The organism is Proteiniclasticum sp. (assembly GCF_003514505.1).
GTDB lineage: Bacteria > Bacillota > Clostridia > Clostridiales > Clostridiaceae > Proteiniclasticum.
Genome location: NZ_DOPX01000007.1, coordinates 23,893 through 47,748, shown reverse-complemented (window position 1 = coordinate 47,748; position 23,856 = coordinate 23,893). Strand labels below are relative to the sequence as shown.

The following is a 23,856-nucleotide window of genomic DNA, read 5'->3' as shown; positions in this document are numbered from 1 at the left end:
TTATTTCTGTTATCGAAAAGAGTCGCCGGCTTGTCGCTTGAAGCCGGCGACTCTTTATGTAATCAGTCTAATAACTTACTGAGTTTTAGTTGTCTCCGAAATCGTAGAAATCACAGAGAATCATGTAGTAGTTGTCCAGCTTCACGCCACCTTCATTAAAGTGAGTGATCTGAGCGGAACCTTCTCCACCTGCGATTCTGTTGACGATCTTTGTTAGAGCTGGTTCATCTACTCTGCCACTGGTTCTGCCTTCCAGGAATTCAATAGCATAATCTACACCAGCTTCTACCATCAGCATGTTGATTGGAACGCTCCAAGTGGACATTCTGCCTTCCTGACCGTACTCTGTGAGAACTTCATCGATGGAAGCCAGCATATAGTCTACATCGCCTTCATGACCGGATACATTCACGTTAAGTGCTGCTGGATAGCCATGGTATGGGCTTGGACAGCACTGCTGTGGGTAAATTGCACCCTGTTCCAGAATGGAACGGATGAGTGGTTCCTGCATAGCACAGTTGGTGGAGAAGAACGCGGTGTCTTTTCCATACTGCTGGATCTGACGTGGAACGTCTTCCAGAATAAACTGCTGAGCTCCGGATACACCAGCATCTCCTGTTGGGTCTGGCGCATTGACATCAACGAATTCAATGCCAAGCTTCTTGCATTCATCAATCATCAGTTCACGACGGGCTGCTATGGTCGCATAGGAAAGATGACGAGCAAAGGAATAATGGATAAAAGTCTTAGCCCCCATTTCAGCGGCTTTCTGAGGAATGGATCTGCCCATGGAGATTTCATCCACCAGCATAACGATATCAGATTTGGATGCGATGGTGGCTGGATCTTCTGCTGCTACACCAGAGACAAACAACATATCGGGACGAGTTTCACGTACCTTGTCGATGGCAGCAGCTGCACCAGGAACCGCCTGTACAAATACAATAGCCTTCACTGCTGGATCAGATGCTAAGGAAACAACGTTTGCGATGGTCGTTTCAGTTTCAGAGGAGAAGTTGTCAGGATAAGTGGCAGTGACAATCTTGTCTCCATACTTCTTCAGCATGTTCTGAGCAGCCTGGTATTCTTCCTCTCCTTGGGACACTGTACCGGTGATGATACCGATCTTATAGTCTTCAGCTTCTCCGCTTGGCTCTTCAGGTGTCTCTTCGCCTGGCTCTTCCACCGGTGTTTCTTCGCCTGGAGTCTCTTCCGGAGCTTCTCCACTACGGCAGCCAACCATGGAAATCACCATCAGGGATGCAATTAAAAGTGACATGGCTTTTTTCAACATATTTCTTTCCCCCTTCATCATATTAATGTTCGTATTATCCACTACGAATCATTATGAATTATGACGATTATACAGCTACTTTGTTTATAATTCAACAATTTTATTAATAATTATCAAATTTTTAGTGAAGTACTGTATCATATTATTAAAATATCAGAAAATTTTGCAAGTCAATTTTGTATGATGAGTTTACTGCGCAGGATATCATTCATTTGTGCAAAAAAGCCCCCTATTTCCTAGGGGGCTCAGATGATTTAGAATTCTTCTTTTAAGCTTCTTACGAACAGTCTGTTGAGACTTTCTTTGGGGTCTTTTCCTTCAAAAAGAACATCGTAAACCGCACTGCAGATGGGCAGATCCACATGATATTTCTTTGAAAGCTTCATGATGGCCTTTACCGTATAGTACCCTTCTGCAAGGGAGTCATAGTCCTCTTTCTTCACAAAGAGTTCTCCAAACATTCTATTATGGCTGTATTTTGAAAAGACTGTGGCTTCATAATCACCCAGATGACATAACCCATAGGCAGAGATCCCATTTCCGCCCATGGCTTCCATGAGCCTTGAAATCTCCCGGGTGCCCCTGGACATCAGCGCCCCTTTTAACGAGGATAATCCCAGTCCATCCAGCATTCCCGCAGCAATGCCAATGATATTCTTTGTTGCACCACCAATCTCATTCCCAATCAGGTCATTTCCGTAATAAAAACGGATAAGATCCGAGGAAAAGGCTTGGATCAGCTTATCTTTTATCTCTTCTTCCTTGGCGTCAATGACCATACAGTTTGGAATTCCACGGTAGAACTCCTGAACATGTCCAGGTCCAAGCCATACCGCTACGTTGGAGTTTATATCCATAAACTCTTCCACCACTTCTGTCAGCCTTTTTCCAGTGGAGATCTCCATGCCTTTCATACAAAGCACATAGGTCTTATTCTGAAGGTCATAGGCCGAAAGTTCCTCCATGAGACTCCGAAGTCCCTGGGAGTTCACAGAAATAATAAGTACTTCCGCATCTTTACTCTTCTTGAGTTCTGTTGTCAGTGTGATTGATTCGGGTAGTGTCAGAAGTCCATTGTCACGGGTTTCCAGAAATCTAGCCATGTTTCTGGAGGTTTCTCTTCCATAAAGGGACACTTCATGCCCTCTGCGGTCCAAATACCACGCAATAAAAGACCCCCATCTGCCACACCCTAAAACTGTTATCTTCATCGTTTCTCTCCAATCTCTTCAATGAATCTATTTTAGGTGAACAAACTGTTGTCCATCTTCTTTATTATAGAAAGGCTCCCAGAATTCTACAAAGAATATTGGAAATCTTCAAGGATTCTTAAGACAATAATACCTGCTGCACTCGTTAATGCAGCAGGTATTGCATTCTCTATTCTCCTAAAACTTTTCCATAATAATCCGTATCAAGGATCATCGCAGAGTAGTAAAACTGCCTTTCGATTTCAGAAGAAACGGCCTTTCTGTAAGTTTCTTTTTCTTCTTCCGTCATGGTGACCCCTGGATTCACAGTGAATACGCCTTTGGTCGCATTGTAGCTGCCCACATCTGTGATGAAGCTCCTGTCATTGAAGATGACTTTTGGAGGGGCATCCGAAAGCATGTCCACGCCCATGAGAAGTCTTGAGTCAAAGTCCGTGTTCATGAGATTGGAAATGGTCGGGATGATATCAAGACTGGAAACCGGTCTGTCAATGGTTACTGGCTCCATACCTTTTGCATATAGAATAAAACTGGATTTATAAAGCTCAAAGTTCTCTTCCACCGTATGGCCTGCCAGTTCATCGATATCCGCTTTCTCCAGACCATAAGGATAATGGTCTGCGCTCATGGCTATAAGCGTCTTGTCCGCAACCCCATACTCTTCCAGTTTAGCTAGAAGATGCTCCAGAGCTTTGTCCAGCTCTATCTGGGTCGCCATGTAAGCCTTTCCGCCTACCCCATATGGCAGATGGGAAACCAGGTCTCTATTTTTATAGGCGATGTAGTTTCCATTGAAATCATAGCGCATATGTCCAGATACGGTCATGTAGTACGCATGGAACGGCTCATCTTTCATATATTCATCCGTGGTCAGCTCCATCATCTCAAGATCCGACTCAGGCCAGGTCTTTCTCACATTGAGGCCATTGCCCAATCCTTTATAGTCATACCCCAGGTTTGGATGGGAGATGTCTCTCTCATAGTAGTCATAGGTATGGTTATGATAGGCCATGGTCTTATAACCTAAAGGTCTCAGCTGATTTCCCATGGCATAGGGCATGGAAATGGATCCAGACTTATACATACTCCATACACCAGATTTTGGAATCAGTCCTGTGGTGGCCACATACTCTCCATCAGAGGTGCTGACGCCCCAGATGGGATTGTAGAAGTTTGTGAACCGGAACCCTTCATTGGCAAGCTTATACAATGTAGGAGTCAGTTCCTTGTCGATGGCATAATGAGAATAAGCTTCTGCTGTGATCAGAATGAGATTATACCCCTCAAACATACCTGTATACTCATTTTCTTTTGTTGGCGTTCTCTCACTGAAGTACACATGCATATTCTTGAGATTCTCATTGGTTTCTTCTGCGATGAGCTTTGCAAAGTCAATATCCGCCACCTGCTCTTCATAAACTGGAGCAGGTTCTTCCTCAGGACCCTCATTGACAGGACTCTCCGGTTCTTCCGCCACATCCGGAATCTCCACTTTTGGTGGTGGTGGTGCCAGCACCTGCTCAAATCCAAAAATGGTTCTTTGAAGATCTAGTCTCATACTGGTAAGAAGTCCCAGCTTATTGACACTGGCTACAGGATAATTGTTTCTATAATAAAGGTCATAGGCAGAGTTCACATCCTGATTTCCTAAGTTGATGCCTAGGAGCGCACTGCCGAAAAAGAGAATCATCAGGACGCCAACAAATCCTCTTTCAAACCAGGTATGTTGATATCTTGTTTTTAGATTCTTTCCTTTCACACTGAGAAGAATATACCCGAGGAGCGGAACAAAAAGAAGCAGTAAGCCCAATGCATTTTTACCCATGGCAAAAAGAATGTCATTGATGAATTCCAGCACCTGTCCTCCGTTCTTCGCGGAAAAAACCGTATAGAATGTCTTGAAAATCTTATAGTAAATAAGCTGAGAAGCAAAAAGCAGTGTCATGAATCCCAGGAAAAACCCTAAGAACACTTTCTTTGCTTTCTTCGGCAGAAATGTGCTGAGAAGATAAAAAAGAAAAACCAGTGCACTGGATAAAAGAAGCGAATAAAAAATACCTTCATTAAAAAACCCGGATTCTGTCTGGGTTCTTAAGAACAGTTCAAAAATAATCACCGAGACCCATAAATAGAGAAGGATCTGGATTCCTTCAAAGTGGTGTGTCTTCCTTCTGGATGTCCTTCTGTTTGTTTGCCTTTCTTGCATTGCTTTCTCCTTTAAACTCTGTCTTCTATTTTCACAAGTTCTTCCAGCAGCATAATTCGGAACAGCTGATGAGGATAGGTCATCTCTCCAAATGAAATTTTCTGGTGTGCCATCGATAGAATTTCCTCAGATATGCCAAGGCTTCCACCAATGACAAACTGCACTGCAGTCTCCTCTTCTGAAAACTTTTGTACCATCCGTTGAAACTCCCCAGACTTCAGCTTTTTTCCTCTTAAATCCATAGCCACAATCTTCCCTGAGGGCAGAAAGTGTTTTAACATTTTTTTACCTTCCAGTGTTTTTACCTTTTCGATTTCCTTCTCACTGGCGCCTTCTTTTGTTTTTTCATCCGGAACTTCCCAAAGGGTCAGTCTCACTTTCTTTCTTAAGACTGTGCTGAGTCTATCCTCGGCTTCCCTCAAATAGCTTTCCTTCAGCTTCCCCACGGCAATGATCCGTACTTCAAAGTTCTGGTTCATTCATTTCTCCTTTAGAATTTTCTGAAGCTACATCCATCCTCTCAAAAGACCTCAGGAGATCTTCATAATATCCCTTGTTCTCTTCCATATTTTCTGTGAAGCTCCACAGGATCATTTCAATAAATGCTTTCTCCGTTTCGATCACTTCCACTGCATAGGTGATAGATTTGCCCTCCAGAGTCCCTCTGATGTAGTACTCTTTCTGATCGGGCTTTAAGGAAAGCGTCTCTTCAAAGGATTCTTCCACCTCTTCCAGTTTAGCTGAAATACTCTCCTTTGAAAGGCTCAGATATTCATCCAAGGAAAGGCTGTCCAATGCTTCAGACTTTTTTTCCTCTTTGATGAGAAAATGACTTTCATACTGCTCATTATAAAAATAAATCGTATCCGGGGTCTCTATATTCTTTTCTGCAAAACGGTTTGTGATCAAGATCCTGTGCATGCCATGATCAAGGGGATACACCTGAAATTTTTCCGGTTCTTTTCTGGACACCGAGGTGCCAGGGTCCATCCCTTCTTTTGTCTTATCCAAACTGGAGCATCCATAGATCATACCTAGGGATAGCACCAAACACATACCAATGCCCACTGTCTTCTTCATATACTCACCATTTTCTTCCTGTTTATTTGTTTTCCTCTATGGTACCCCGTCCCATTTATAAAAGGGTTTCAAAAAAAAGAAGAAGTGCTCGTAAAATAAAAAGCAGACCCCGACTTTTGTCATGGATCTGCAGTATGTGTTCCTATGCCTTCTGATTATTTTCCATGGCACTTTTTGTATTTCTTTCCGCTTCCACAAGGACATGGATCGTTTCTGCCAACCTTGTTCTCATTACGGACGGTTCTGGAATCCTTCAGCTGTTTTGCCAGTTCTTCCCGTTTTTCTTCTGTGAGAATATGATCCCAGGCTGGAATATTGTATAGATACTCTGCTTTCGCATCCAGCATATTGTAATATAGTCTTTCAAGATCGATATCCAGGGTGATTTCATCTTCTTCCCCGATGGTCTCCAGATCCAGGGTGGTATTCAGAGAATCATTGATTCCATCTGTGAACCCCATGACAAACTCTGGAGTTGTGCCGATTTCCTTCGCCAGTTCTCCGATCTTATAGGTGAACTTCTCCTCAGGCTTTTCAAGAATTCTTGCATAAATGGTGCCTTCCACTTTAGAATACTCATCCCAGAATGCTTTTTCACCCTTGGTCTTCACATAATCCACTACCATATCGTTCCAACGTTTGTATAAATTCATTGATAAATCTCCTCTACTCTATAAAATATGCTTCGCTATTATATCATACCCTACTGATCTTTTTCCACCGGCTTCCCTAAACTCAGCCTGTATGACGACTTAGAAGAACAGTAAGCGCAAAGATGCTCCTCATCCTTCTCAATGATGGGAAATGTTTCATGCTCTAAAATAAAATCATCTATGGCCATATCATAGTCTTCAAGACAGCTGTATGTGTATTCCATCCCTTATACCTCCGTATAACTGGAAGGTCGAATTCTGCTCGCAAGAGACAGTTCAACATCCATGCCAGGACCTATGCGCAGTTTCTCTTCCAGAAAAATATTTTCCACTGTTTTATAGGCAAGTTCCGGAATATTGTTTGTACCCGACAAATGGCCAAGCACAATCTTTTTCGGACCTTCCTTCAAAATTTCCAAAGCTGCTAGTCCTGCATCCATATTGGAGAGGTGCCCCAGCTCGCTGAGCACCCGCCGTTTTAGTTCATAGGGATAGGGACCGAATTTCACCATCTCCACATCATGGTTGCTTTCCAGAAGAACCAGATCAGAATGCAGAATCGCTCTGCGGATTTCTTCGGTAAAAACACCAATATCTGTAGCCACACTGATCCGCTTCCCGGCATGAGCTATGGTGTATCCATGGCAGGAAACCGCGTCATGAGGCACGCGGAAACTGGAAATTTCCAGATCCTTGATTTCAAAATTACCATCAATGACTTTGATGTTGTGTTCTTTGATTTTACCCAGGCAGCGCTCCATGGCCACCCAAGTTTTTTCATCAGCATACACAGGGATATCAAATTTTCTGGATAGAATGCCAACCCCTTTCACATGGTCAATGTGCTCGTGGGTCACAAGGATTCCATCCAGTTCTCCGGGCTCTTCTCCAATGTTCTCCAAGGCGCTGATGATGCTTTTTCCCGTGAGACCGGCATCCACCAGAAGCCTTGTTTTCTCAGAAGCAACAAATATGCTGTTGCCGCTGGAGCCACTGTATAATGAACAAAAAATCATAGTTCCACTTCCTAGTTGTTTTCCACGTGAATGTCTGCTCCAAGAGCTTTAAATTTCTTCTCAATATCAGGATAGCCTCTGTAAATGTGCTCAATATCACTGATCTCCGTCCTGCCATCTGCAATGAGTCCAGCAATGACCATGGCAGCTCCTGCCCGAAGATCTGTTGCGCGGACATTGGCCCCTGAAAGCTTCGATACACCTTCTATGATGGCAGTTCTGCCTTCCACAAGAACACTGGCTCCCATTTTCTTCAGCTCATCCATATGCTTGAATCTGGATTCCCAGATACTCTCATTGATGATGCTTCTTCCCTTTGCAATGCTCATGAGAACGCTCATGGGCTGCTGCACATCTGTTGGGAATCCTGGGTAAGGGGAAGTCTTGATGTTACATGCAATAAGCTTTTCTGGATCTGATGTGATGATGAGGCTGTCATCAAGCTCCTCCACAAGAACGCCCATCTCTTCAAGCTTTGCAGAAATGGATTCCATGTGCTTTGGAATGATGTTCTTGATTGTCACTCTACCTCCACAAGCTGCGGTGGCAATCATATAGGTCCCTGCTTCTATCTGGTCAGGAATCACGCTGTAGGTGCATCCATGAAGCTTCTCCACACCATTGATTCTGATAACATCCGTACCTGCGCCTTTGATGTCCGCACCCATGGTATTGAGAAAGTTCGCCACATCCACCACATGGGGTTCCCTGGCTACATTTTCAAGTACAGTCTGGCCTTCCGCAAGCGTGGCTGCCAGCATCACATTGATGGTGGCTCCAACGGATACCACGTCAAAAAATATGTTGGCACCGATGAGCTTCTCTGCTTTTGCTGAGATGGATCCATGGTCCATGGTCACCTTAGCACCTAGTGCTTCAAATCCTTTGATGTGCTGGTCCATGGGACGGACGCCGATGGCACACCCTCCAGGAAGCTCCACCTTGGCACTCTTGTATCGGCCCAGTAAAGCGCCTACCAAGTAATAGGACGCTCTCATTTTTCTGACATCCTCAGTATCTGCAATGACCTTGAGTTCTCCAGTACAGTCCAGAGAATAGGTTGTTCCATTCTTCTCGATCTTTCCACCGATGGCTTCAATAATCCTTTCTAAACAATGCACGTCGTCAATATCAGGAATATTCTCTATGATACTGGTTCCCTCTCCCACCATAATTGCAGCGGGAAGGATGGCTACTGCCGCATTTTTTGCTCCACTGATTTCCACTTCGCCATGAAGCTTTGCTCCACCATTGATAATTAATTTTTCCATATAGTCCACCTTTAATATTCATCGCTTTTTTTGTACTCTTCAGAGCATGGGCACTCTCTTTTGTCACATCTCAAATCAAATGGCATTCAAGCCACATTACAATCATCCCATGATAAAATAACACAATACATTATATCACAAATCTGCACCCTTTATCTTCACTAATTATGAACTTTACGGGAAATGAATAAATCGCTATAATCTAGATGTATCAAGGTTCTTCATGAAATGCAGATTCATAGGATAAGAGTCCTTCAGAAAATAGACCAGAGTGGCTCTTCGAAACGTAGACAGGTAGCCCCTATGAGAACCTGCATATATGGTATAATAGAAAAAAACAATCGCGGAGGCAGCAGCTGATGAAATACTATCTTGTAGCACTTCTAGACAAAGAATCTGGAAAAGCCATAGAAAATTCCACAAGACATCTCATTAAGAAAATTAAACCCAAAAAGAAAACTGCTTTTTATGGCATCGTTCTTGAGACCATAGAAGATCCGGATCTTTTCAAGCTGGAAGAAATCATCAAAGACATGGCCAAACCCATCCGCCTTTTTAAGATTGATGTGCAAGGAAAACTCAGCTATGATGAAAAACTGAAGACCATCGGTCTCGATGTTATGAACTTCGGCTATGTGAAAAGCCTTTCCAGAAATTTCAACACCATGCTATCACTTCACGGGTTCAAAGTCCGGGAAGAAAGTGAAGTGGAAGAGAAAGAGTCTGTTCAGCTTGTGCTGTACAATGGAGGCATCACAAAGGATCTCAACCAGTACCAGAATGTTCTCCGAAAGAATGCTGGCATCCGATATCGGGTAGACCGGTTTGAACTATGGAAAAACTTCAATTTCAAGAAAGATTCTGTGGTGGCTACCATCCCACTAAAGGATCCCAATATCATTTCTTTATAGCACGGGACCTTCTTAAGGTCCCTTCTTTTGCAAATAATACAGAAACAGGCAGCTGAATAAGATTCCCTGTTTCTGCTATAATTTTCTTAGTAATCAAATGGAGAGATAACAATGAGCACAATTATGCTACGTCCCTATAAAACAAATACAGTGACCCTTTCCGCAAGCTTTGTGGACTACTATCTGCCCAAAGCCAGAGGTGAGTATGTGAAAGTATACATCACTTTGCTGCGCTATACCCAAATGGGAGAAGATGGCGTAACTACTGCTTTTCTTGCTGAAATCTTAGGACTCCTGGAGACAGATGTATTGAAAGCTCTGACCTATTGGGATGAAGTGGGTCTTCTTTCCATGAAGACCATTGATGCTTATGGTAATGTGTCCATTGAGATCAAAGAGAGCCAAACCCTGGTAAGTCCCGAGCTGCCCAAGAAGAAGCCTGAACCAGGTTCTTCTTCTGAGCCAATGCCGGAGCCTAAAACTGCCTCCAGTCCTATCGAGGACAGAAGTCCGCTGCTGCACGAAATCTCCATGCTCATGGGTAGACCCCTCTCTTCCTCTGATGCGGAGAAATTTCTCTATTTCAAGGAGAAGTATCATTTCCCGGAAGAAGTGATTATTCTACTGGTGCAGCACTGCGTCTCCAAAGGAAAAACCAGTATGCGCTATATTGAAACAGTGGCCATCAGCTGGGACAGTCAAGGAATCAAAACTCAGGAGCTTGCCCAGCAGAACATCAGAAAACATGAGGACAAGTGGACGAACTACCGAAAAGTACTGACTTATCTTGGTATCAGCGAAAAAGATATTCCAAAGCCCCAGGAGGATCTTCTGGAAAAGTGGTTCTATACCTATGGCTTTACGACGGAAATGATTCTAAAGGCCTGTGACATCAGCTTCAATACCCTTGGAAAAGTGGAAATGGGCTATATCAACGGCATTCTCAGAGCGTGGCTGAAGGATGGGATCAAGACATTGGAAGATCTGGAGAAAAATGAGCGGAAGCCAAGAAAGACTGCACAAAAGAAAACTGTAAAAAAAGATTTCACCGAACGGGAATATGACTATGACGAGCTAGAACGAAAACTATTGGGGTGGGATAAATGATCAAGGGATACCATGGAATCATCATGAAGCGATACGAAGAGCTGCGGGAGGAGGAACGTTCCTCCCTCCTGAAAAGAAAGATGGAAGTAGAAGCGAAAGCACCGGAGCTCCTGGATATCGAGAGGAAAATCGCAAAACTCAGTATGGACCTTGCTGTCCTGAACTTCAAAAAAAACGTGAACCATCAGGAAGAGTTTTCCAAGCTGAAAAGCGAGATTGTCGATCTTAGAGGAAAGAGGCTGGAAATTCTCACAAGTCTCGGATATCCCTTAAACTATCTGGACCATCAGTATGCTTGCAGCAGGTGTCAGGACACCGGCTACATCCGGCAGGAAAAATGCACCTGCTACAAAAAGCATCTCATTGAGGCTTATCACAGAACCTCAGATTTCAATGCCCTTATCAAGGAGTTCACCTTTGATAAGTTCAGGCTGGACCTTTATGATGACGAAGAAGGTCCCTATCCTCTGTCTCCAAAGGAGAACATGGCTAATATTCTGGAAGCATCCATGGATTATATCAGGAACTTCAAGGACTCTTCTGTGAATCTTCTCTTTTATGGCAGTCCAGGAACAGGAAAAACCTTCCTCTCCAGCTGCATCGCCAAAGAACTTCTTACTGCCGGATATCTTGTGGTCTACCGCACTGCGGACGGTCTCATCCAGAATCTCAAGGATGTGAAATTCAATGAAAATGAGGAACTCCTTGAACTGCTTCTGGGCTGCGATTTGCTCATCATTGACGATCTGGGTACTGAGCTGACAACAGAATTCAGTAAGGTGGAGCTCTTCAACTTTTTAAACTCCAAACTTCTCAGGAAGAAAAAAATGCTGATTTCAACAAACCTTACCATTGAAAACCTGAAGGATAAGTATGATGAGAGAATTTACTCCAGGCTCGTTGGAGACTTCAATCTATTCAAATTCCTAGGGGATGATCTTCGAATCAAAAAGAATCATGAACGTAATAAAAAAGCTTAGGACGCCTAAGCTTTTTCTTTTGCACTTTTACTTATGGTCATCAGAACTGCTCTTTTTCTGGTCTAAATCTTTTCCCTGAAATAATAAGTTATCCACAGTTCAATGGAAAAACATCCTTTGAAATCGCAGGAAATGTGGATAACTTTGGTATAAGTCCTTACTTTTCCACAGAATGCTCACATTTCATAAACAAATTCTAGACCATGATATTTTTGGACAAAATAAAAAACTCACTACCTAAGTAGTGAGTTAGTGGAGCTGGTGAACGGAATCGAACCATCAACCTGCTGATTACAAATCAGCTGCTCTACCATTGAGCCACACCAGCATGTGGCGACCCAGAAGGGACTCGAACCCTCGACCTCCGGCGTGACAGGCCGGCACTCTAACCAACTGAGCCACTGGGCCATATATATGGTGGGAACAACAGGGATCGAACCTGTGACCCTCTGCTTGTAAGGCAGATGCTCTCCCAGCTGAGCTATGCTCCCATACATAATGAAAAATGGTGACCCCTAGGGGACTCGAACCCCTGATACCACCGTGAAAGGGTGGTGTCTTAACCGCTTGACCAAGGGGCCATAGTTAAATATTTAATTGGCGACCCAGAAGGGACTCGAACCCTCGACCTCCGGCGTGACAGGCCGGCACTCTAACCAACTGAGCCACTGGGCCACAAAAAAAATGGTGGGAACAACAGGGATCGAACCTGTGACCCTCTGCTTGTAAGGCAGATGCTCTCCCAGCTGAGCTATGCTCCCATGCATCATAAAAAATGGTGACCCCTAGGGGACTCGAACCCCTGATACCACCGTGAAAGGGTGGTGTCTTAACCGCTTGACCAAGGGGCCATATCGCCATTAATGAGTATTTATTTCCATCAGAATTAACCTAGGCGTTAACCTGACAAAGACTATAATACCTAACATTTAACAGACTGTCAACATTTTTTATGAAAAAAAATTCTAATTTGTTAGTAGCTGAGTTCCACCAAGGTGCAACCTTCCACATATTCCATACCATGCTTTACACAAAAGTCCTGAATCTCATAGCTTCTTGCCCCAGGCTGCGCAAGAACCATTTTGATCCCATAGGCTTCCGCTTCCTGTACAATTTCCAGTCCTCTGGTCGGATTGATCACCAGATTCAGCACCTCATACTTCACGTCTTCTTCCTCCAAGTCCTGGAAAGATTTAAAGACGGATGGATTCTCTTCTTTGGGGTGAAGTCCTGCAACATGGTATCCTCTCCGGTTCAGTTTCTGATAGATTCTGCCGGCATACTTCATTTCATTGAGAACATCCCCAGCCACTACCCAGTTCTTATACTTCAAAAAATCTTTTGCTTCCATATAACCCCTCCTGCTTCAGGATGATGAGCTGATTCTATATCCCTATTATACTCATAGTTTTCTTAGAATTCCATACCTCAGTAAACTTAGACCAGACTTCTCCTAAAGACAAGGAGAACCACATCCCTTATAATGAAGATAAGATAACAGATTATGACGCACATGAAAGAAGAGGAATCATTATGGAAAAATATGACATTATCATTGTAGGAGGAGGCGCTTCGGGTGTTTTTCTCTCCTTGCTTTTAAAGGATTATGGTAAAGATGTCTTGCTTTTGGAGGCAAAAGACCGTATCCTCAAAAAGCTTCTCACTACAGGAAATGGAAGATGCAACATTACCAATGAGAATGTGATGAATGAGATCGAAGACCGCTATACAAGCTCAAATAAAAGGTATACTTTCTCCCCTCTATACACTTATCCATTAGAAGAGACCTTGGGCTATTTCAGCAGTCTCGGACTACACCTGAAAACCCTCGAAGATCATAAAATGTATCCGCTGTCACTTCAAGCTTCCTCAGTAGTGGATACGCTGAGGCTTTCGCTAGAAGAAAAAGGCGTTCCTGTTCATCTTCAGTCCAAGGTGAAAAAAATCAGAAAAGATCCAGGCATATTTACTCTGAGTACCGATGAGAAGGAGTATCAGTGCAAGACTCTTGTCATCAGCACCGGAGGAATGTCTGCACCTAACACGGGTTCTGATGGAGCCATGTTTAAACTTCTGAAATCATTCAAGCATACAATCATTCCCCCCATGCCTGCTCTGGTTCAATTGAACTTAAATGCACCGTATCTTCGGGCTTTAAGCGGAGTGAAACTGGATGGCACAGCTACACTCTATACAAGCCAGGAGATTCTTCGGGTGGAAAAGGGGGAACTGCTCTTCACCGATTATGGCATCTCCGGGCCTCCCATTCTCCAAGTCTCCCGTTTTGTCCATCCCTACCTCTTTGGCGGAAAAGCTCTTTTTCTAAGACTGAATTTTTTTCCTGAAATGACAGAAGATGAGCTGAAAGATCTTGTCCTCAACCAGATGGCGCTGCTTTCCCACAGAACCTGCCAGGATGCACTTAGAAGCCTCCTCCCAGGAAAACTCATTCCAGTACTGCTTAAAGAATCAGGGATTCAGAAGCCCTCTTCTCTCGTCTCTGAAGTGGATCCAAAGCACTTTCTGACGCTGATTAAGCTCCTTCAGAACTGGGAGTTCCAGATCATGGGTACACAGAGCTTCAATACTGCACAGGGCACCTATGGAGGTGTGGATACCAGTGAGATAAAAGAAACCCTGGAGTCCAAGATTGTTCCTGGGCTGTACTTCACTGGAGAAGTTCTGGATGTTCTGGGCGCCTGCGGAGGGTATAATCTTCAGTGGGCCTGGTCTACCGCAGGAACCGTCATGAAAGCACTGACCAATCAGCTCTAAAAAGAGCAGGAAATCTCTCCTTCAGATTTCCTGCTCTTTCCTATTCACTGTCATTTAATCAGTCTTTCTGAAGATAAGGCTTCTGGACATACTGGATGAATTCTTCCATATAACTGGCCCAAGCTCCTTCATTATGGGTTTTTCCAGCTCCGATTTTAATCACAAGGTCTTCCAGGGATGCTCCTTTTTTCAGTGCTTTCTTCAGAAAACGCATACTGTTGTCTATATAGGTTTGGGAATGTCCGTACTCCACTTTCCCTTCTGCTTCTCTTTCCTCTTCTGTGCCTACCTGAAGGAAGATACGGGCATTCTGAAACTCTCCTTCGGTCTCCAGCATCTCTAAAAAGGGCTCTTCCGAAACCCAGGACGCTAAGGAAAATACGCCCAGGGTCCCAAACATCTCAGGATATTTGGCGCCGATGTAAGCAGTCATGAGTCCTCCCATGGAACTTCCCGCCAATGCACGGTATTCTCTTCCTGTTTTCAGCGGATATTCTTTTTCCAGAAGCGGAAGGATTCTTTCTATGAAGTCCTTCGCAAAGATATCCCCTTCCCCAGCCGATGAATGATTCTCGACCGTGAATGGCCATGGACCATATTCATCCAGTCGCTTATCTTTTGCATTGTCTATACCAACAACAGCCATGGGAACAGCGTCCTTTCTCTCCAGAAGAGCCTTCAAAGCTTCCTGGACACCCCAGGTTACCCCGCCAAAGGCATCTTCCTTCTCAAAAAGATTCTGTCCATCAAACATATAGAGAACTGGCACTTTCTCTCCAGCTTTAACCTGCTCTGGAAGCAGCAGCCGTACTCTTCTTTTTTCTCCTGAGAGCATTTCAATAAGGATATCTTCCCGTTTCACCCACAACACCTCGTCATCTCTTTTTTACCATCATAACAGGAAAGCCTGTGGAATTCACGTTCCACAGGCTTTTTTTATAGGGAGTCTTTCTGGAAGGTCTGATCTCTTCTTGGACCTACAGAGATGATAGAGCACTTGATCTCAAGAAGCTCTTCGATTCTGTCAATATACTTCTTTGCATTCAATGGAAGCTCTTCATAGGTTTTCGCCTCTGCCACACTGTCATCCCAGCCGTCAAACTCTTCATATACTGGCTCGCATTCCGCCAGATCCTTTAAACTTGCAGGGAAGTAATCAATCACCTGATCCTTCAGCTTATATCCGACACAAATCTTCACCTTCTCAAGACCTGCCAAAGTATCAATCTTCGTCAGTACAAGAGAGGTCAATCCAGAAACGCGGATGGAAGTCTTCACAATGACAAGATCCAGCCAGCCGCATCTTCTGCTTCTGCCGGTGGTGGTGCCATATTCATGACCTTTTTCACGAATCCATTCTCCAACCTCATTTTCCAGCTCCGTTGGAAATGGTCCTTTTCCTACTCTTGTGGTATAAGCCTTGGTGACGCCTACAGCTCTCTCAATGAACCTTGGACCAACACCTGTTCCGGAAGCCACGCCACCTGCTGTGGTATTGGATGATGTCACATAGGGATAGGTTCCATAATCTATGTCCAGAAGCATCCCTTGAGCACCTTCAAAAAGAACCTTTTTACCTTTTCTGATGTCTTCATAAAGGACAACGGACGTATCCCGCACAAAAGGCCGTACCCTGTTTCCAAGGGCAAGGTACTGCTGGAAAACAGTCTCCTCATCCAGTTCTTCTCCACCAAGAATCTCCACAATATAGCGGTTTTTCTCCAGGAGATTCAGATGAAGTTTTTCCCGGAGCACATCCTCATGAAGCAGATCGCAGACACGGATACCGGATCTCTCCACTTTGTCTGTATAGGCTGGCCCTATCCCTTTTCCTGTGGTGCCGATGTCGTTTTTTCCACGAGCCTTTTCCTTCAGCTGATCCAGCACCTGATGATACGGCATGATCACTGTGGCTCTGTCGCTCACCTGAAGAGTCTCAGGTGTGATTTCAACACCCAGGGCTTCCAGATACTCCACTTCTTTGAAAAATGCCCCAGGATCAAAGGCAACACCATTGCCTATGATGTTCTTCTTATTTCCATGGATGATACCGGAAGGAATGAGATGAAGCTTATACTGCTTTTCTCCTACTTCCACGGTATGTCCCGCATTGTTACCTCCTTGAAAGCGAACCACAACCTCAGCACTTTCTGCCAGATAATCTGTGATTTTCCCCTTTCCTTCGTCACCCCATTGAGCACCAACGATTACTACTGTAGACATGATTTTTTCCCTCCAAATCAAATTGCCAGTACTATCTTAACAGAAACGGACAATCACATCAATTTTTTATTTATCATATGATATTATCGGAACGATAACTTAGACACGAATAATATCGTCCGTTTAAATCGAGAATGTACAGCTGAATCAGCAGGGAACTGTTTCACACTCCCCCCTTGCCTTCACTTTTTCCTTGAGAATCAGGACAAAAACTCAGAGATTCGGTATAATAGAAGTACGAAGACCATCGATGTTCCAGACTTAGAGCGAAAGAAAAGGTGTGATCATTCATGGAAAAAGAAAAGACAGCATCGAATTTTAACCTGCCGAATCTCATCACGTCCTTTAGAGTTTTACTGATTCCCATATTTATCTATGTGTATTTTAAAAACCCAGAAGAGAATCTTCTCTATTCTGTCGTTATTTTCTTCGTGGCGGGGATTTCAGATTTCCTGGATGGATATCTGGCAAGAAAGAACAATCTGGTGACTCCTTTTGGTACCGTCATGGACCCCTTGGCCGATAAGCTGATGCTTCTGACAGCCATTGTCTCCTATACCATCACCGATGTGATTCCCTATGCCATCCTGATTCTCGTGGGTATTCGAGAGACTCTCATGATTCTTGGAGGCATCATTGTCTATAAGATGGGGATCATCAACCCAGCCAACAAGCTTGGCAAATTTGTTACTTTTTCCTTCTATATCGGAATTCTGACCCTGCTGTTCCAGAAAACCCTCGGAATCGCATTTCTCTTCTTCTCTGCAATACTTGGGTTTATCGCAGGATTCAGCTACATCAGAACCACTTTAGAAAAGAAAAAACAGAAAAATGAAGCATAAAGCAGAAGAGCCGCAGTACTGCAGCTCTTTTTCATTTGCCATTATCTAATTGACTCAGTCCTCATTGGACTGAAGATAGGTATCCATGAACTGCTTCGCAGATGCAAGGATGCTTTTGCTTTCTTTAAATGTTATTTTTACTTTTGCCTCATCATAGGAAAGATACTCATAGGCGAGAATTTCTTCTTCCTGAATCTTAACTTCCCCCATGGAAAAGCCCAAATAGAATGTCACAGTTTTTTCCACACCAGGCTTCGGAGAATACTTGGACTTCTCTTTGAATCCCTCAATAAGCCGAACCCGAAGGCCTGTCTCCTCAAATACTTCTCTCATCGCAGTTTCCTTGCTGGATTCCCCTTCTTCTTTGTGCCCTTTTGGAAAATCCCAATGTCCACCGTTTCTATGTCTGATCAGAAGAAACTCCTTCTTTTCGTTAATAATCACAGCACCATAAGACTTTTCTCTTTCCTGACCGAATTGAATGCCCAAATTAAACCTCCACTGGATTTCACATTTTGGTGCATCACGCTTGCACCAACCTCTACTTTCATTATACAGAAAATATACAAAAAGAAAAAGGCCTGATATCATCAAGCCTTACTCATTTTCTCTTATATCAATTCTGATGAACCATATCCAGCCGTGCAAACTTCGAGTACTGGCCAAGCCACGCCATTTTGATGGTTCCTACCGGGCCATTTCTTTGCTTCGCAATAATGCATTCTGCAATATTCTTGTCTTCCGTATCCTGATTGTAGTACTCATCACGATAAAGGAACATCACAAGGTCAGCATCCTGCTCAATGGAACCGGATTCTCTAAGGTCAGACAGCATGGGTCTATGATCCGCTCTTTGTTCAGGTGCTCTAGATAGCTGGGAAAGAGCAATGACAGGACACTGCATCTCCTTTGCCAAAGCTTTGATGGATCTTGATATTTCTGAAACTTCCTGCTGTCTGCTTTCCCCTTTACCACTCATCAGCTGTAGGTAGTCAATGAGAATCAGATCTATTCCATGCTCCAGTTTCAGTCTTCTGCATTTGGAGCGCATTTCAGTCACAGAGATACCAGCTGTGTCATCAATATAGATTTTTGCCTGGGAAAGCGGCCCTGAGGCTCTTGCGATGTTCTCCCAGTCTCTGTCATCGAGATCTCCATTACGGAGCTTCGTCAGCTCCACATTGGCCTCAGAACAAAGGAACTTATACGCCAGCTGGTCCATACCCATTTCCAAAGAAAATATAGCAATGGATTTTCCTTCCCTTAAAGCAGCATGCTCCGCCAGGTTCAGGGCGAAAGTGGTTTTTCCCATGGAAGGTCTTGCCGCAATCAGCACCATGTCCCCTTTCTGGAACCCTGATGTCATTCTGTCCAGCTCTGGAAAGGGAGTTGAAACACCGGTGGTGGTTCCTTTATTGTTGTAGACTCTTTCAATCTCCACAAAGCCACGTTCAAGGATGGTACTGATGGCTTCAAACCCACCAGAATTTCTCTTTTCTGCAATATTGAAGATTCTTTTTTCCGCTTCTTCCACCACCACATTCACTTCATCCTGTTTGGTGTAGCTGTCGTCCATAATTTCTGTAGAAGCACGGATCAGTTTTCTCAGCATGGATTTATCAGAAACAATATTGATATAAGACACCAGATTCAAGGTGGTGGGAACAGAAGAGGCAATCTCCGTGAGATACGAAATGCCTCCCACATACTCCAGCTTATCGATGGATTTCAGATGGTCCGCCAAGGTGACTAAGTCGATGGGAGTATCCTTGGTGAACAGATCCAAGATGGCCTGAAAAATAATCTTATGCCCGTCACGATGGAAATCATCAGCGTGAAGCTTTTCTAACACCGTAGCTATGGCATTCTTGTCAAGAATCATAGAGCCGATGACAGACTGTTCTGCTTCCTGATTGTTCGGCATGATTCTCAGCGGTCTATTTTCCATTCTCATCTTCTCCTTATACCAAAATTAACTTCAGAAGTTCTTCAATGTCTTTTACGGGTGTGACTTTGATATCCTCCATGGAACTGGAAATATCTTGACGGTTGTCATAAGGCACCACCACATGTTTGATTCCTTTTCTTCTTGCCCCATAGACTTTCTCAAATATGCCACCCACGGGCTTTATTTTGCCACGGATGGATATTTCTCCAGTGACCGCCATATCTTGTCTTATGGGCTTATTCTGAAGGGCAGAAATGATGCATACAGTGATGGCCGCACCGGCAGATGGACCATCGATCTTGGCTCCTCCAATGACATTGACATGAATATCATAATCACTCATATCAAGCCCAGTGATTTTTCGGATGACAGAGGCTGCATTGAAGACGGAATCCTTTGCCATACTGCCTGCAGTATCATTGAACCTGACAATCCCTTTGCCTTTTTCTTTCGCAGGGTAGACCATGGTTTCAATTTCTAACGTAGAGCCTACAAATCCGGATACAGCGAGACCATAGATATGGCCAACTTCTGTCTCATGTTCCAGATTATGCACTTCGTAAGGGGTGATCCTTGATATCTGGATCACTTCTTCGATGTCTTTTACTGTAACAAGAATCCTTTTTCCATCTTCGATTCTTCCTTCATAAAGAATGGCTCCATAGGCATCTGCCAAGAGATTGATGGCTTTTCTGCCTTCAATGGTGTAGTTGGAGATCATCTCCGCAACACCTTCTTCCATATCAATCTGCAGTTTATTTGCTGCATCCTGAACGATTCTCTGGATGTTCTTCGATGTCAGAGGCTCAAAAAATACTTCGGTACAGCGGGATCTGAGTGCAGGATTGATTTCCTGGGGCTCTCTGGTGGTTGCACCAATGAGCACAAAATCCGCTGGTGCTCCATTGTCAAAGAGGTATTTGACGTATTGTGGGGTCCCTTCATCATCCGGGTCATAATACGCAGATGAGAACTCCACTCTCTTATCTTCAAGGACTTTTAACAGCTTGTTCTGTAAAATCTCATCCAGCTCGCCAATCTCATCGATAAAAAGCACTCCACCATGAGCTTCTGTAACCAGCCCCAGCTTAGGCTCCGGTATCCCACCTTCAGCCAGATCTCTCTTGCTTCCCTGATAAATAGGGTCATGAACGGATCCTAGAAGAGGATTGGTGATTTCACGGGGATCCCAGCGCAGGGTTGTACCATCTACTTCCACAAATTTCGCATCTGCCTCATAAGGCGTGAAACTGAGCTTCTTCGCCTCATTCAGTGCGATTCTTGCTGCTGTGGTCTTTCCTACCCCAGGAGGTCCATACAGAATGATATGCTGCGGATAAGGAGATGCGATTTTTGAAAGAAGAGACTTAATGGCCCTTTCCTGTCCAATAATCTCCTCAAATGATTCTGGTCTTAGAAGGGATTGAAGATTCTTTGCCAGATGTTTCTCATCAAGAGCCACCAGATCTTCATACTTCTTCGTGGTTTTGGCATTTTCAGGACCTTTTTTCTTACGAAGCACATGGAGTCTCATTTCATCGATGTACTTATCCTGTTTGTCCATGAGCTCTTTTTCTACTTCTTCTTCCACTTTTCTCTGGATATAGTTTCTTGCGATGATTTCAGATATCCATTTATTGGTGTCATCCACCATGTCTGTCAGATTGTCTTCATCAGGCATCACAAGCTTGGACATCCCATCGGATGCTATCATATTGACTGCATAGGCTCTTTGAAGGGTATCTCCTTCCATGTGCTTCTTCAGCCTGAATTTATTGATTCTTGTTTTAATGGCTCCCTTATCGAGAACATTCTCCAGTATATCCAGCTGAACATTAATTTCCGCTTGAATATCGCTGTCCTCGTAAAAAGATCTATTGAATGATTTACTCAAATTTTTGCTCCTTTAGCCCTCTTGCACAGTAACCTTCAGTTTCGTACTGATCTCAGGATAGATCTTCACTTCCACATCGTAGCTGCCTACGAGTTTAATGGTGCTGACCAGTACTTTTTTCTTGTCAAAATCAGTATTGAAGGTTTTATTGATCAGTTCGGCAACATCCTTATTCGTAATGGCACCAAAAAGTCTGCCGTTTTCGCCAACCTTTGTCTTGATGATGAGGTCTTTATTTCTTAATAAATCTGCTAGCTTTTGTGCCGCTTCTGTTTCTTCTAGCTTGATACGTCTTTCATTTTCTTTTTTCAGATTGACGATATGAAGATTTTCCTGGGTAGCTTCCTGGGCAAGCTTTCTTGGGAACAGATAGTTTCTGGCGTATCCATCGGATGCTTCAAGAACATCTCCTTTTTTCCCCATATTCTTAACATCTTTTAAAAGTATAATTTTCATATGTTACTCTCCTCTTTTCTATGTTTTGTGATGGCCTCCATGAGCATCTCAAATGCCTCTTCTAAAGTGCAGTCCTTGATTTTAGCTCCTGCCATGGTCATATGACCACCTCCGCCAAGTTCTTCAAGGATCAGCTGGACATTCAGCTCTTTGAGAGACCGTCCATTAATTATTATATCATTATCCTGACGAGTTAAAACAAATGCCGCGTGAATGTCTTTAAAATTAGCCAGTTCATCTGCAGCCTGAGCGGAAAGCACAGGATCCTCAGAGTCATCAACAGTGGCTATGGCCATCTTGTCAATGATCACCGCATTTCGAATGATCTCTGCTCTTCTATTATAGCTTTCAAGGTCCTGCGCAAACATCTCTCGCACTTCTTGTGTTCTTGCTCCTTGTCTTTTCAGGAAGGAAGCTGCTTCAAAAGTACGTACACCGGTCTTGAAATTAAAGCTCTTGGTATCCACACGAATCCCCGCAAACAAAGCTTCTGCCTCCAGTACTGACATTTCCGGTTTGTCGAAAATATATTGGATGAGCTCTGTCACAAGTTCTGACGTCGAAGATGCATAGGTCTCAATAAATGACAGCACTGCCCCTGTAATCTGATCTGGCGTTCGTCTGTGGTGATCAATGATGACCACTTTATCAAACATGCTGATGATGTCATTATTCAGCACATGATTTCTAGCATGGACGTCTACGATGATGAGAGTGTCTTCTTTTTTGATTTTCGCCTTAGCTCTTTCCAGGGATATGATATCTTCTTTGTACTCACTAAGTTCAATGAACTTGTCATATATTGGACGGATATTGAGATAGGGCTCTTCATTGATGATAACCGCTTTCTTCCCCAGTCCTCTGGCGATGACTTTAATGCCCACCGCAGAACCAAAACAGTCCATATCCGGATTTTTATGCCCCATGATATACACCCGATGGCTGTCTTTTATAATCTCCTCCAGAGCATGGGCCACCACTCTCGATCTGACTCTGGACTTCTTCTCGATCTCTTTGGAGGAGCCGCCATAGAAGGATAAATTTGTGGGGGTCTTTATGACCACCTGATCTCCCCCTCTACCAAGAGCAAGTTCTTTCGCCGCTTTGGAAAGGCTCTGATTCTCTTCCGGATTTTTCCCGCCTTTTCCAATGCCTATACTCAATGTGGGTTCTATGGAGTTCCCCTGATGAATGTTCTTGATATGGTCCAGCACTGGGAATTTTTTTCGAATCTGTTCGTGAATGTAATACTCAGGCACCACCATCATAAATTTATTGCTTTCATATTTCCGAACCATGGCTTTCAGCTCATGGCCATAGGAGTAGATATAGTTCTCAATCTCTGCCAGAAGAAACGGCTTCTTTTCTGAGTCCACACTATTCAAAAGATCACTGTAATTATCCACTTCGATGGATAGAACGGATGTGATCTTCGCCTCTGCCTCTTTAACCATGGAAATATCATGGAACACTACAATTCGAAGGTTCTCTTCAAATTCTTTTTCCTGGTGTTTTACTGGAATCACAAGAACCTGATAGTTTTTTTCATGGATCTTAATTTCCAGCTCCTTACTTTCAGAAACGCCTAATATGTCACTTTTATAGTCAGCTGTGATTTCTTCCAGACGAAAATTATGGTGTTTCTCTTTAAAAAGCTCCAGGGTCTCTTTGTTGTACCAGATGATCTCCCCATTCTCTCTGACAAGAACAATGGGAATGCTGCTCTTTTCCAGAGCTGCTATCACCGTATTGGACATTTTCGTGAGAATATTTACAACAAATCTCTCCCATCGCTTTTTCTTGTAGGTGTACAAGCTATTGAAATAAAACACCACGATGGCAAATGCGACGAGCAATCCCGTGGCAAAAAGCCACTGTCCTGCCACATAAAGAAGAACAATGGAAAGGATAATCAGCAGGTTGTAAATATAGTCGCTTTTTCGATACTCGTAGTATTTTTTCATACGATCTCCTTGTTCATCCTTTAAG

General features: G+C 43.7%; 22 protein-coding genes and 7 tRNA genes. 5 read left to right on the top strand and 24 right to left on the bottom strand.

Features of this window, described 5'->3' with window-relative positions; all coding sequences use genetic code 11:
• Nucleotides 1-85: 85 nt before the first annotated feature.
• The 9 genes from DEF30_RS01170 to DEF30_RS01130 form a co-directional block, all read right to left on the bottom strand.
• The gene (locus tag DEF30_RS01170) at nt 86-1,279 is read right to left on the bottom strand and encodes a DUF3798 domain-containing protein (RefSeq protein ID WP_294095491.1); all 1,194 of its coding nucleotides are present in this window, start codon (nt 1,277-1,279) and stop codon (nt 86-88) included.
• A 269-nt stretch (nt 1,280-1,548) separates the two neighbouring features.
• Nucleotides 1,549-2,505, bottom strand: a complete 957-nt coding sequence (locus DEF30_RS01165) for an NAD(P)H-dependent glycerol-3-phosphate dehydrogenase (protein ID WP_294095484.1) — start codon at nt 2,503-2,505, stop codon at nt 1,549-1,551.
• Nucleotides 2,506-2,674: 169 nt separating this feature from the next.
• Nucleotides 2,675-4,711 (bottom strand): alkaline phosphatase family protein, encoded by a 2,037-nt coding sequence (locus DEF30_RS01160; RefSeq protein ID WP_294095481.1) that lies wholly within the window; start codon nt 4,709-4,711, stop codon nt 2,675-2,677.
• Between the two features lie 11 nt (nt 4,712-4,722).
• Entirely contained in the window at nt 4,723-5,190 is a 468-nt protein-coding gene (locus DEF30_RS01155) for a 23S rRNA (pseudouridine(1915)-N(3))-methyltransferase RlmH (RefSeq protein WP_294095478.1), read from the bottom strand.
• Complete coding sequence (locus tag DEF30_RS01150; protein ID WP_294095476.1) at nt 5,174-5,791, bottom strand: hypothetical protein; 618 nt, start codon at nt 5,789-5,791, stop codon at nt 5,174-5,176. The genes DEF30_RS01155 and DEF30_RS01150 overlap by 17 nt, the downstream gene beginning before the upstream one ends.
• A 155-nt stretch (nt 5,792-5,946) precedes the next feature.
• On the bottom strand, nt 5,947-6,444 hold the full coding sequence (locus DEF30_RS01145) for an SEC-C metal-binding domain-containing protein (protein ID WP_294095473.1): 498 nt from the start codon (nt 6,442-6,444) through the stop codon (nt 5,947-5,949).
• Nucleotides 6,445-6,494: 50 nt separating this feature from the next.
• A complete protein-coding gene (locus DEF30_RS01140) occupies nt 6,495-6,668 on the bottom strand; it encodes a CxxH/CxxC protein (RefSeq protein ID WP_294095467.1) in 174 nt (57 codons plus the stop codon).
• Between the two features lie 3 nt (nt 6,669-6,671).
• Entirely contained in the window at nt 6,672-7,460 is a 789-nt protein-coding gene (locus DEF30_RS01135) for an MBL fold metallo-hydrolase (protein ID WP_294095464.1), read from the bottom strand.
• Between the two features lie 11 nt (nt 7,461-7,471).
• Nucleotides 7,472-8,731 (bottom strand): UDP-N-acetylglucosamine 1-carboxyvinyltransferase, encoded by a 1,260-nt coding sequence (locus tag DEF30_RS01130; RefSeq protein WP_294095461.1) that lies wholly within the window; start codon nt 8,729-8,731, stop codon nt 7,472-7,474.
• Between the two features lie 359 nt (nt 8,732-9,090).
• Between DEF30_RS01130 and DEF30_RS01125 the strand changes: the two genes are divergently transcribed.
• The 3 genes from DEF30_RS01125 to DEF30_RS01115 all read left to right on the top strand — a co-directional run bounded on the left by DEF30_RS01125 (nt 9,091) and on the right by DEF30_RS01115 (nt 11,729).
• Nucleotides 9,091-9,642, top strand: a complete 552-nt coding sequence (locus DEF30_RS01125) for a hypothetical protein (protein WP_294095458.1) — start codon at nt 9,091-9,093, stop codon at nt 9,640-9,642.
• A 111-nt stretch (nt 9,643-9,753) separates the two neighbouring features.
• Nucleotides 9,754-10,749 carry a DnaD domain protein gene (locus tag DEF30_RS01120; RefSeq protein WP_294095454.1) on the top strand — a complete coding sequence of 332 codons (996 nt, stop codon included), beginning with the start codon at nt 9,754-9,756 and terminating at the stop codon, nt 10,747-10,749.
• Nucleotides 10,746-11,729, top strand: a complete 984-nt coding sequence (locus DEF30_RS01115; protein ID WP_294095451.1) for an ATP-binding protein — start codon at nt 10,746-10,748, stop codon at nt 11,727-11,729. Before DEF30_RS01120 ends, DEF30_RS01115 begins: the two co-directional genes overlap by 4 nt.
• A gap of 253 nt (nt 11,730-11,982) precedes the next feature.
• Here DEF30_RS01115 and DEF30_RS01110 read toward each other — a convergent pair.
• From DEF30_RS01110 to DEF30_RS01075, 8 genes are all read right to left on the bottom strand, one after another.
• A tRNA-Thr gene (locus tag DEF30_RS01110) sits at nt 11,983-12,057 on the bottom strand.
• 3 nt (nt 12,058-12,060) lie between these two features.
• Nucleotides 12,061-12,137: transfer RNA gene (locus tag DEF30_RS01105), tRNA-Asp, on the bottom strand.
• A 7-nt stretch (nt 12,138-12,144) separates the two neighbouring features.
• Nucleotides 12,145-12,220: transfer RNA gene (locus DEF30_RS01100), tRNA-Val, on the bottom strand.
• Between the two features lie 15 nt (nt 12,221-12,235).
• A tRNA-Glu gene (locus tag DEF30_RS01095) sits at nt 12,236-12,310 on the bottom strand.
• A gap of 17 nt (nt 12,311-12,327) precedes the next feature.
• Nucleotides 12,328-12,404: transfer RNA gene (locus tag DEF30_RS01090), tRNA-Asp, on the bottom strand.
• 10 nt (nt 12,405-12,414) lie between these two features.
• Nucleotides 12,415-12,490 (bottom strand) — tRNA-Val (locus tag DEF30_RS01085).
• A gap of 15 nt (nt 12,491-12,505) precedes the next feature.
• Nucleotides 12,506-12,580 (bottom strand) — tRNA-Glu (locus DEF30_RS01080).
• A 122-nt stretch (nt 12,581-12,702) separates the two neighbouring features.
• Nucleotides 12,703-13,080, bottom strand: a complete 378-nt coding sequence (locus DEF30_RS01075) for a CoA-binding protein (protein ID WP_294095448.1) — start codon at nt 13,078-13,080, stop codon at nt 12,703-12,705.
• 182 nt (nt 13,081-13,262) lie between these two features.
• Between DEF30_RS01075 and DEF30_RS01070 the strand changes: the two genes are divergently transcribed.
• Nucleotides 13,263-14,504: an NAD(P)/FAD-dependent oxidoreductase gene (locus DEF30_RS01070; RefSeq protein WP_294095445.1), complete on the top strand. Its 1,242-nt coding sequence runs from the start codon at nt 13,263-13,265 to the stop codon at nt 14,502-14,504.
• Nucleotides 14,505-14,562: 58 nt separating this feature from the next.
• Here DEF30_RS01070 and DEF30_RS01065 read toward each other — a convergent pair whose 3' ends face one another.
• A complete protein-coding gene (locus DEF30_RS01065) occupies nt 14,563-15,366 on the bottom strand; it encodes an alpha/beta hydrolase-fold protein (protein WP_294095442.1) in 804 nt (267 codons plus the stop codon).
• 74 nt (nt 15,367-15,440) lie between these two features.
• A complete protein-coding gene (locus DEF30_RS01060; protein WP_294095439.1) occupies nt 15,441-16,727 on the bottom strand; it encodes an adenylosuccinate synthase in 1,287 nt (428 codons plus the stop codon).
• A 290-nt stretch (nt 16,728-17,017) separates the two neighbouring features.
• Here DEF30_RS01060 and pgsA point away from each other — a divergent pair, with 290 nt between their 5' ends.
• Entirely contained in the window at nt 17,018-17,569 is a 552-nt protein-coding gene (gene pgsA, locus DEF30_RS01055) for a CDP-diacylglycerol--glycerol-3-phosphate 3-phosphatidyltransferase (protein ID WP_294095437.1), read from the top strand.
• A gap of 54 nt (nt 17,570-17,623) precedes the next feature.
• Here pgsA and DEF30_RS01050 read toward each other — a convergent pair whose 3' ends face one another.
• From DEF30_RS01050 to DEF30_RS01030, 5 genes are all read right to left on the bottom strand, one after another.
• Nucleotides 17,624-18,058 carry an NUDIX domain-containing protein gene (locus DEF30_RS01050; RefSeq protein ID WP_294095434.1) on the bottom strand — a complete coding sequence of 145 codons (435 nt, stop codon included), beginning with the start codon at nt 18,056-18,058 and terminating at the stop codon, nt 17,624-17,626.
• Between the two features lie 127 nt (nt 18,059-18,185).
• Nucleotides 18,186-19,517, bottom strand: coding sequence for a replicative DNA helicase (locus DEF30_RS01045; RefSeq protein ID WP_294095429.1), 1,332 nt, complete (start codon nt 19,515-19,517; stop codon nt 18,186-18,188).
• A gap of 13 nt (nt 19,518-19,530) precedes the next feature.
• Entirely contained in the window at nt 19,531-21,369 is a 1,839-nt protein-coding gene (lonC, locus tag DEF30_RS01040; RefSeq protein ID WP_294095522.1) for a Lon family ATP-dependent protease, read from the bottom strand.
• A 54-nt stretch (nt 21,370-21,423) separates the two neighbouring features.
• The gene (gene rplI, locus DEF30_RS01035) at nt 21,424-21,867 is read right to left on the bottom strand and encodes a 50S ribosomal protein L9 (RefSeq protein ID WP_294095426.1); all 444 of its coding nucleotides are present in this window, start codon (nt 21,865-21,867) and stop codon (nt 21,424-21,426) included.
• Nucleotides 21,864-23,831, bottom strand: coding sequence for a DHH family phosphoesterase (locus tag DEF30_RS01030; protein ID WP_294095423.1), 1,968 nt, complete (start codon nt 23,829-23,831; stop codon nt 21,864-21,866). Before DEF30_RS01030 ends, rplI begins: the two co-directional genes overlap by 4 nt.
• Nucleotides 23,832-23,856 lie beyond the last annotated feature (25 nt).

Bases quoted from the DNA above. Each gene is read 5' to 3' on its own strand.
- DEF30_RS01170 (WP_294095491.1), bottom strand. From the start codon at position 1,279: ATGTCACTTTTAATTGCATCCCTGATGGTGATTTCCATGGTTGGCTGC.
- DEF30_RS01045 (WP_294095429.1), bottom strand. From the start codon at position 19,517: ATGGAAAATAGACCGCTGAGAATCATGCCGAACAATCAGGAAGCAGAA.
- DEF30_RS01075 (WP_294095448.1), bottom strand. From the start codon at position 13,080: ATGGAAGCAAAAGATTTTTTGAAGTATAAGAACTGGGTAGTGGCTGGG.
- DEF30_RS01165 (WP_294095484.1), bottom strand. From the start codon at position 2,505: ATGAAGATAACAGTTTTAGGGTGTGGCAGATGGGGGTCTTTTATTGCG.
- DEF30_RS01120 (WP_294095454.1), top strand. From the start codon at position 9,754: ATGAGCACAATTATGCTACGTCCCTATAAAACAAATACAGTGACCCTT.
- DEF30_RS01160 (WP_294095481.1), bottom strand. From the start codon at position 4,711: ATGCAAGAAAGGCAAACAAACAGAAGGACATCCAGAAGGAAGACACAC.
- DEF30_RS01070 (WP_294095445.1), top strand. From the start codon at position 13,263: ATGGAAAAATATGACATTATCATTGTAGGAGGAGGCGCTTCGGGTGTT.
- DEF30_RS01060 (WP_294095439.1), bottom strand. From the start codon at position 16,727: ATGTCTACAGTAGTAATCGTTGGTGCTCAATGGGGTGACGAAGGAAAG.
- rplI (WP_294095426.1), bottom strand. From the start codon at position 21,867: ATGAAAATTATACTTTTAAAAGATGTTAAGAATATGGGGAAAAAAGGA.
- DEF30_RS01140 (WP_294095467.1), bottom strand. From the start codon at position 6,668: ATGGAATACACATACAGCTGTCTTGAAGACTATGATATGGCCATAGAT.
- DEF30_RS01030 (WP_294095423.1), bottom strand. From the start codon at position 23,831: ATGAAAAAATACTACGAGTATCGAAAAAGCGACTATATTTACAACCTG.
- DEF30_RS01125 (WP_294095458.1), top strand. From the start codon at position 9,091: ATGAAATACTATCTTGTAGCACTTCTAGACAAAGAATCTGGAAAAGCC.
- DEF30_RS01155 (WP_294095478.1), bottom strand. From the start codon at position 5,190: ATGAACCAGAACTTTGAAGTACGGATCATTGCCGTGGGGAAGCTGAAG.
- DEF30_RS01135 (WP_294095464.1), bottom strand. From the start codon at position 7,460: ATGATTTTTTGTTCATTATACAGTGGCTCCAGCGGCAACAGCATATTT.
- pgsA (WP_294095437.1), top strand. From the start codon at position 17,018: ATGGAAAAAGAAAAGACAGCATCGAATTTTAACCTGCCGAATCTCATC.
- DEF30_RS01150 (WP_294095476.1), bottom strand. From the start codon at position 5,791: ATGAAGAAGACAGTGGGCATTGGTATGTGTTTGGTGCTATCCCTAGGT.
- DEF30_RS01130 (WP_294095461.1), bottom strand. From the start codon at position 8,731: ATGGAAAAATTAATTATCAATGGTGGAGCAAAGCTTCATGGCGAAGTG.
- DEF30_RS01145 (WP_294095473.1), bottom strand. From the start codon at position 6,444: ATGAATTTATACAAACGTTGGAACGATATGGTAGTGGATTATGTGAAG.
- DEF30_RS01115 (WP_294095451.1), top strand. From the start codon at position 10,746: ATGATCAAGGGATACCATGGAATCATCATGAAGCGATACGAAGAGCTG.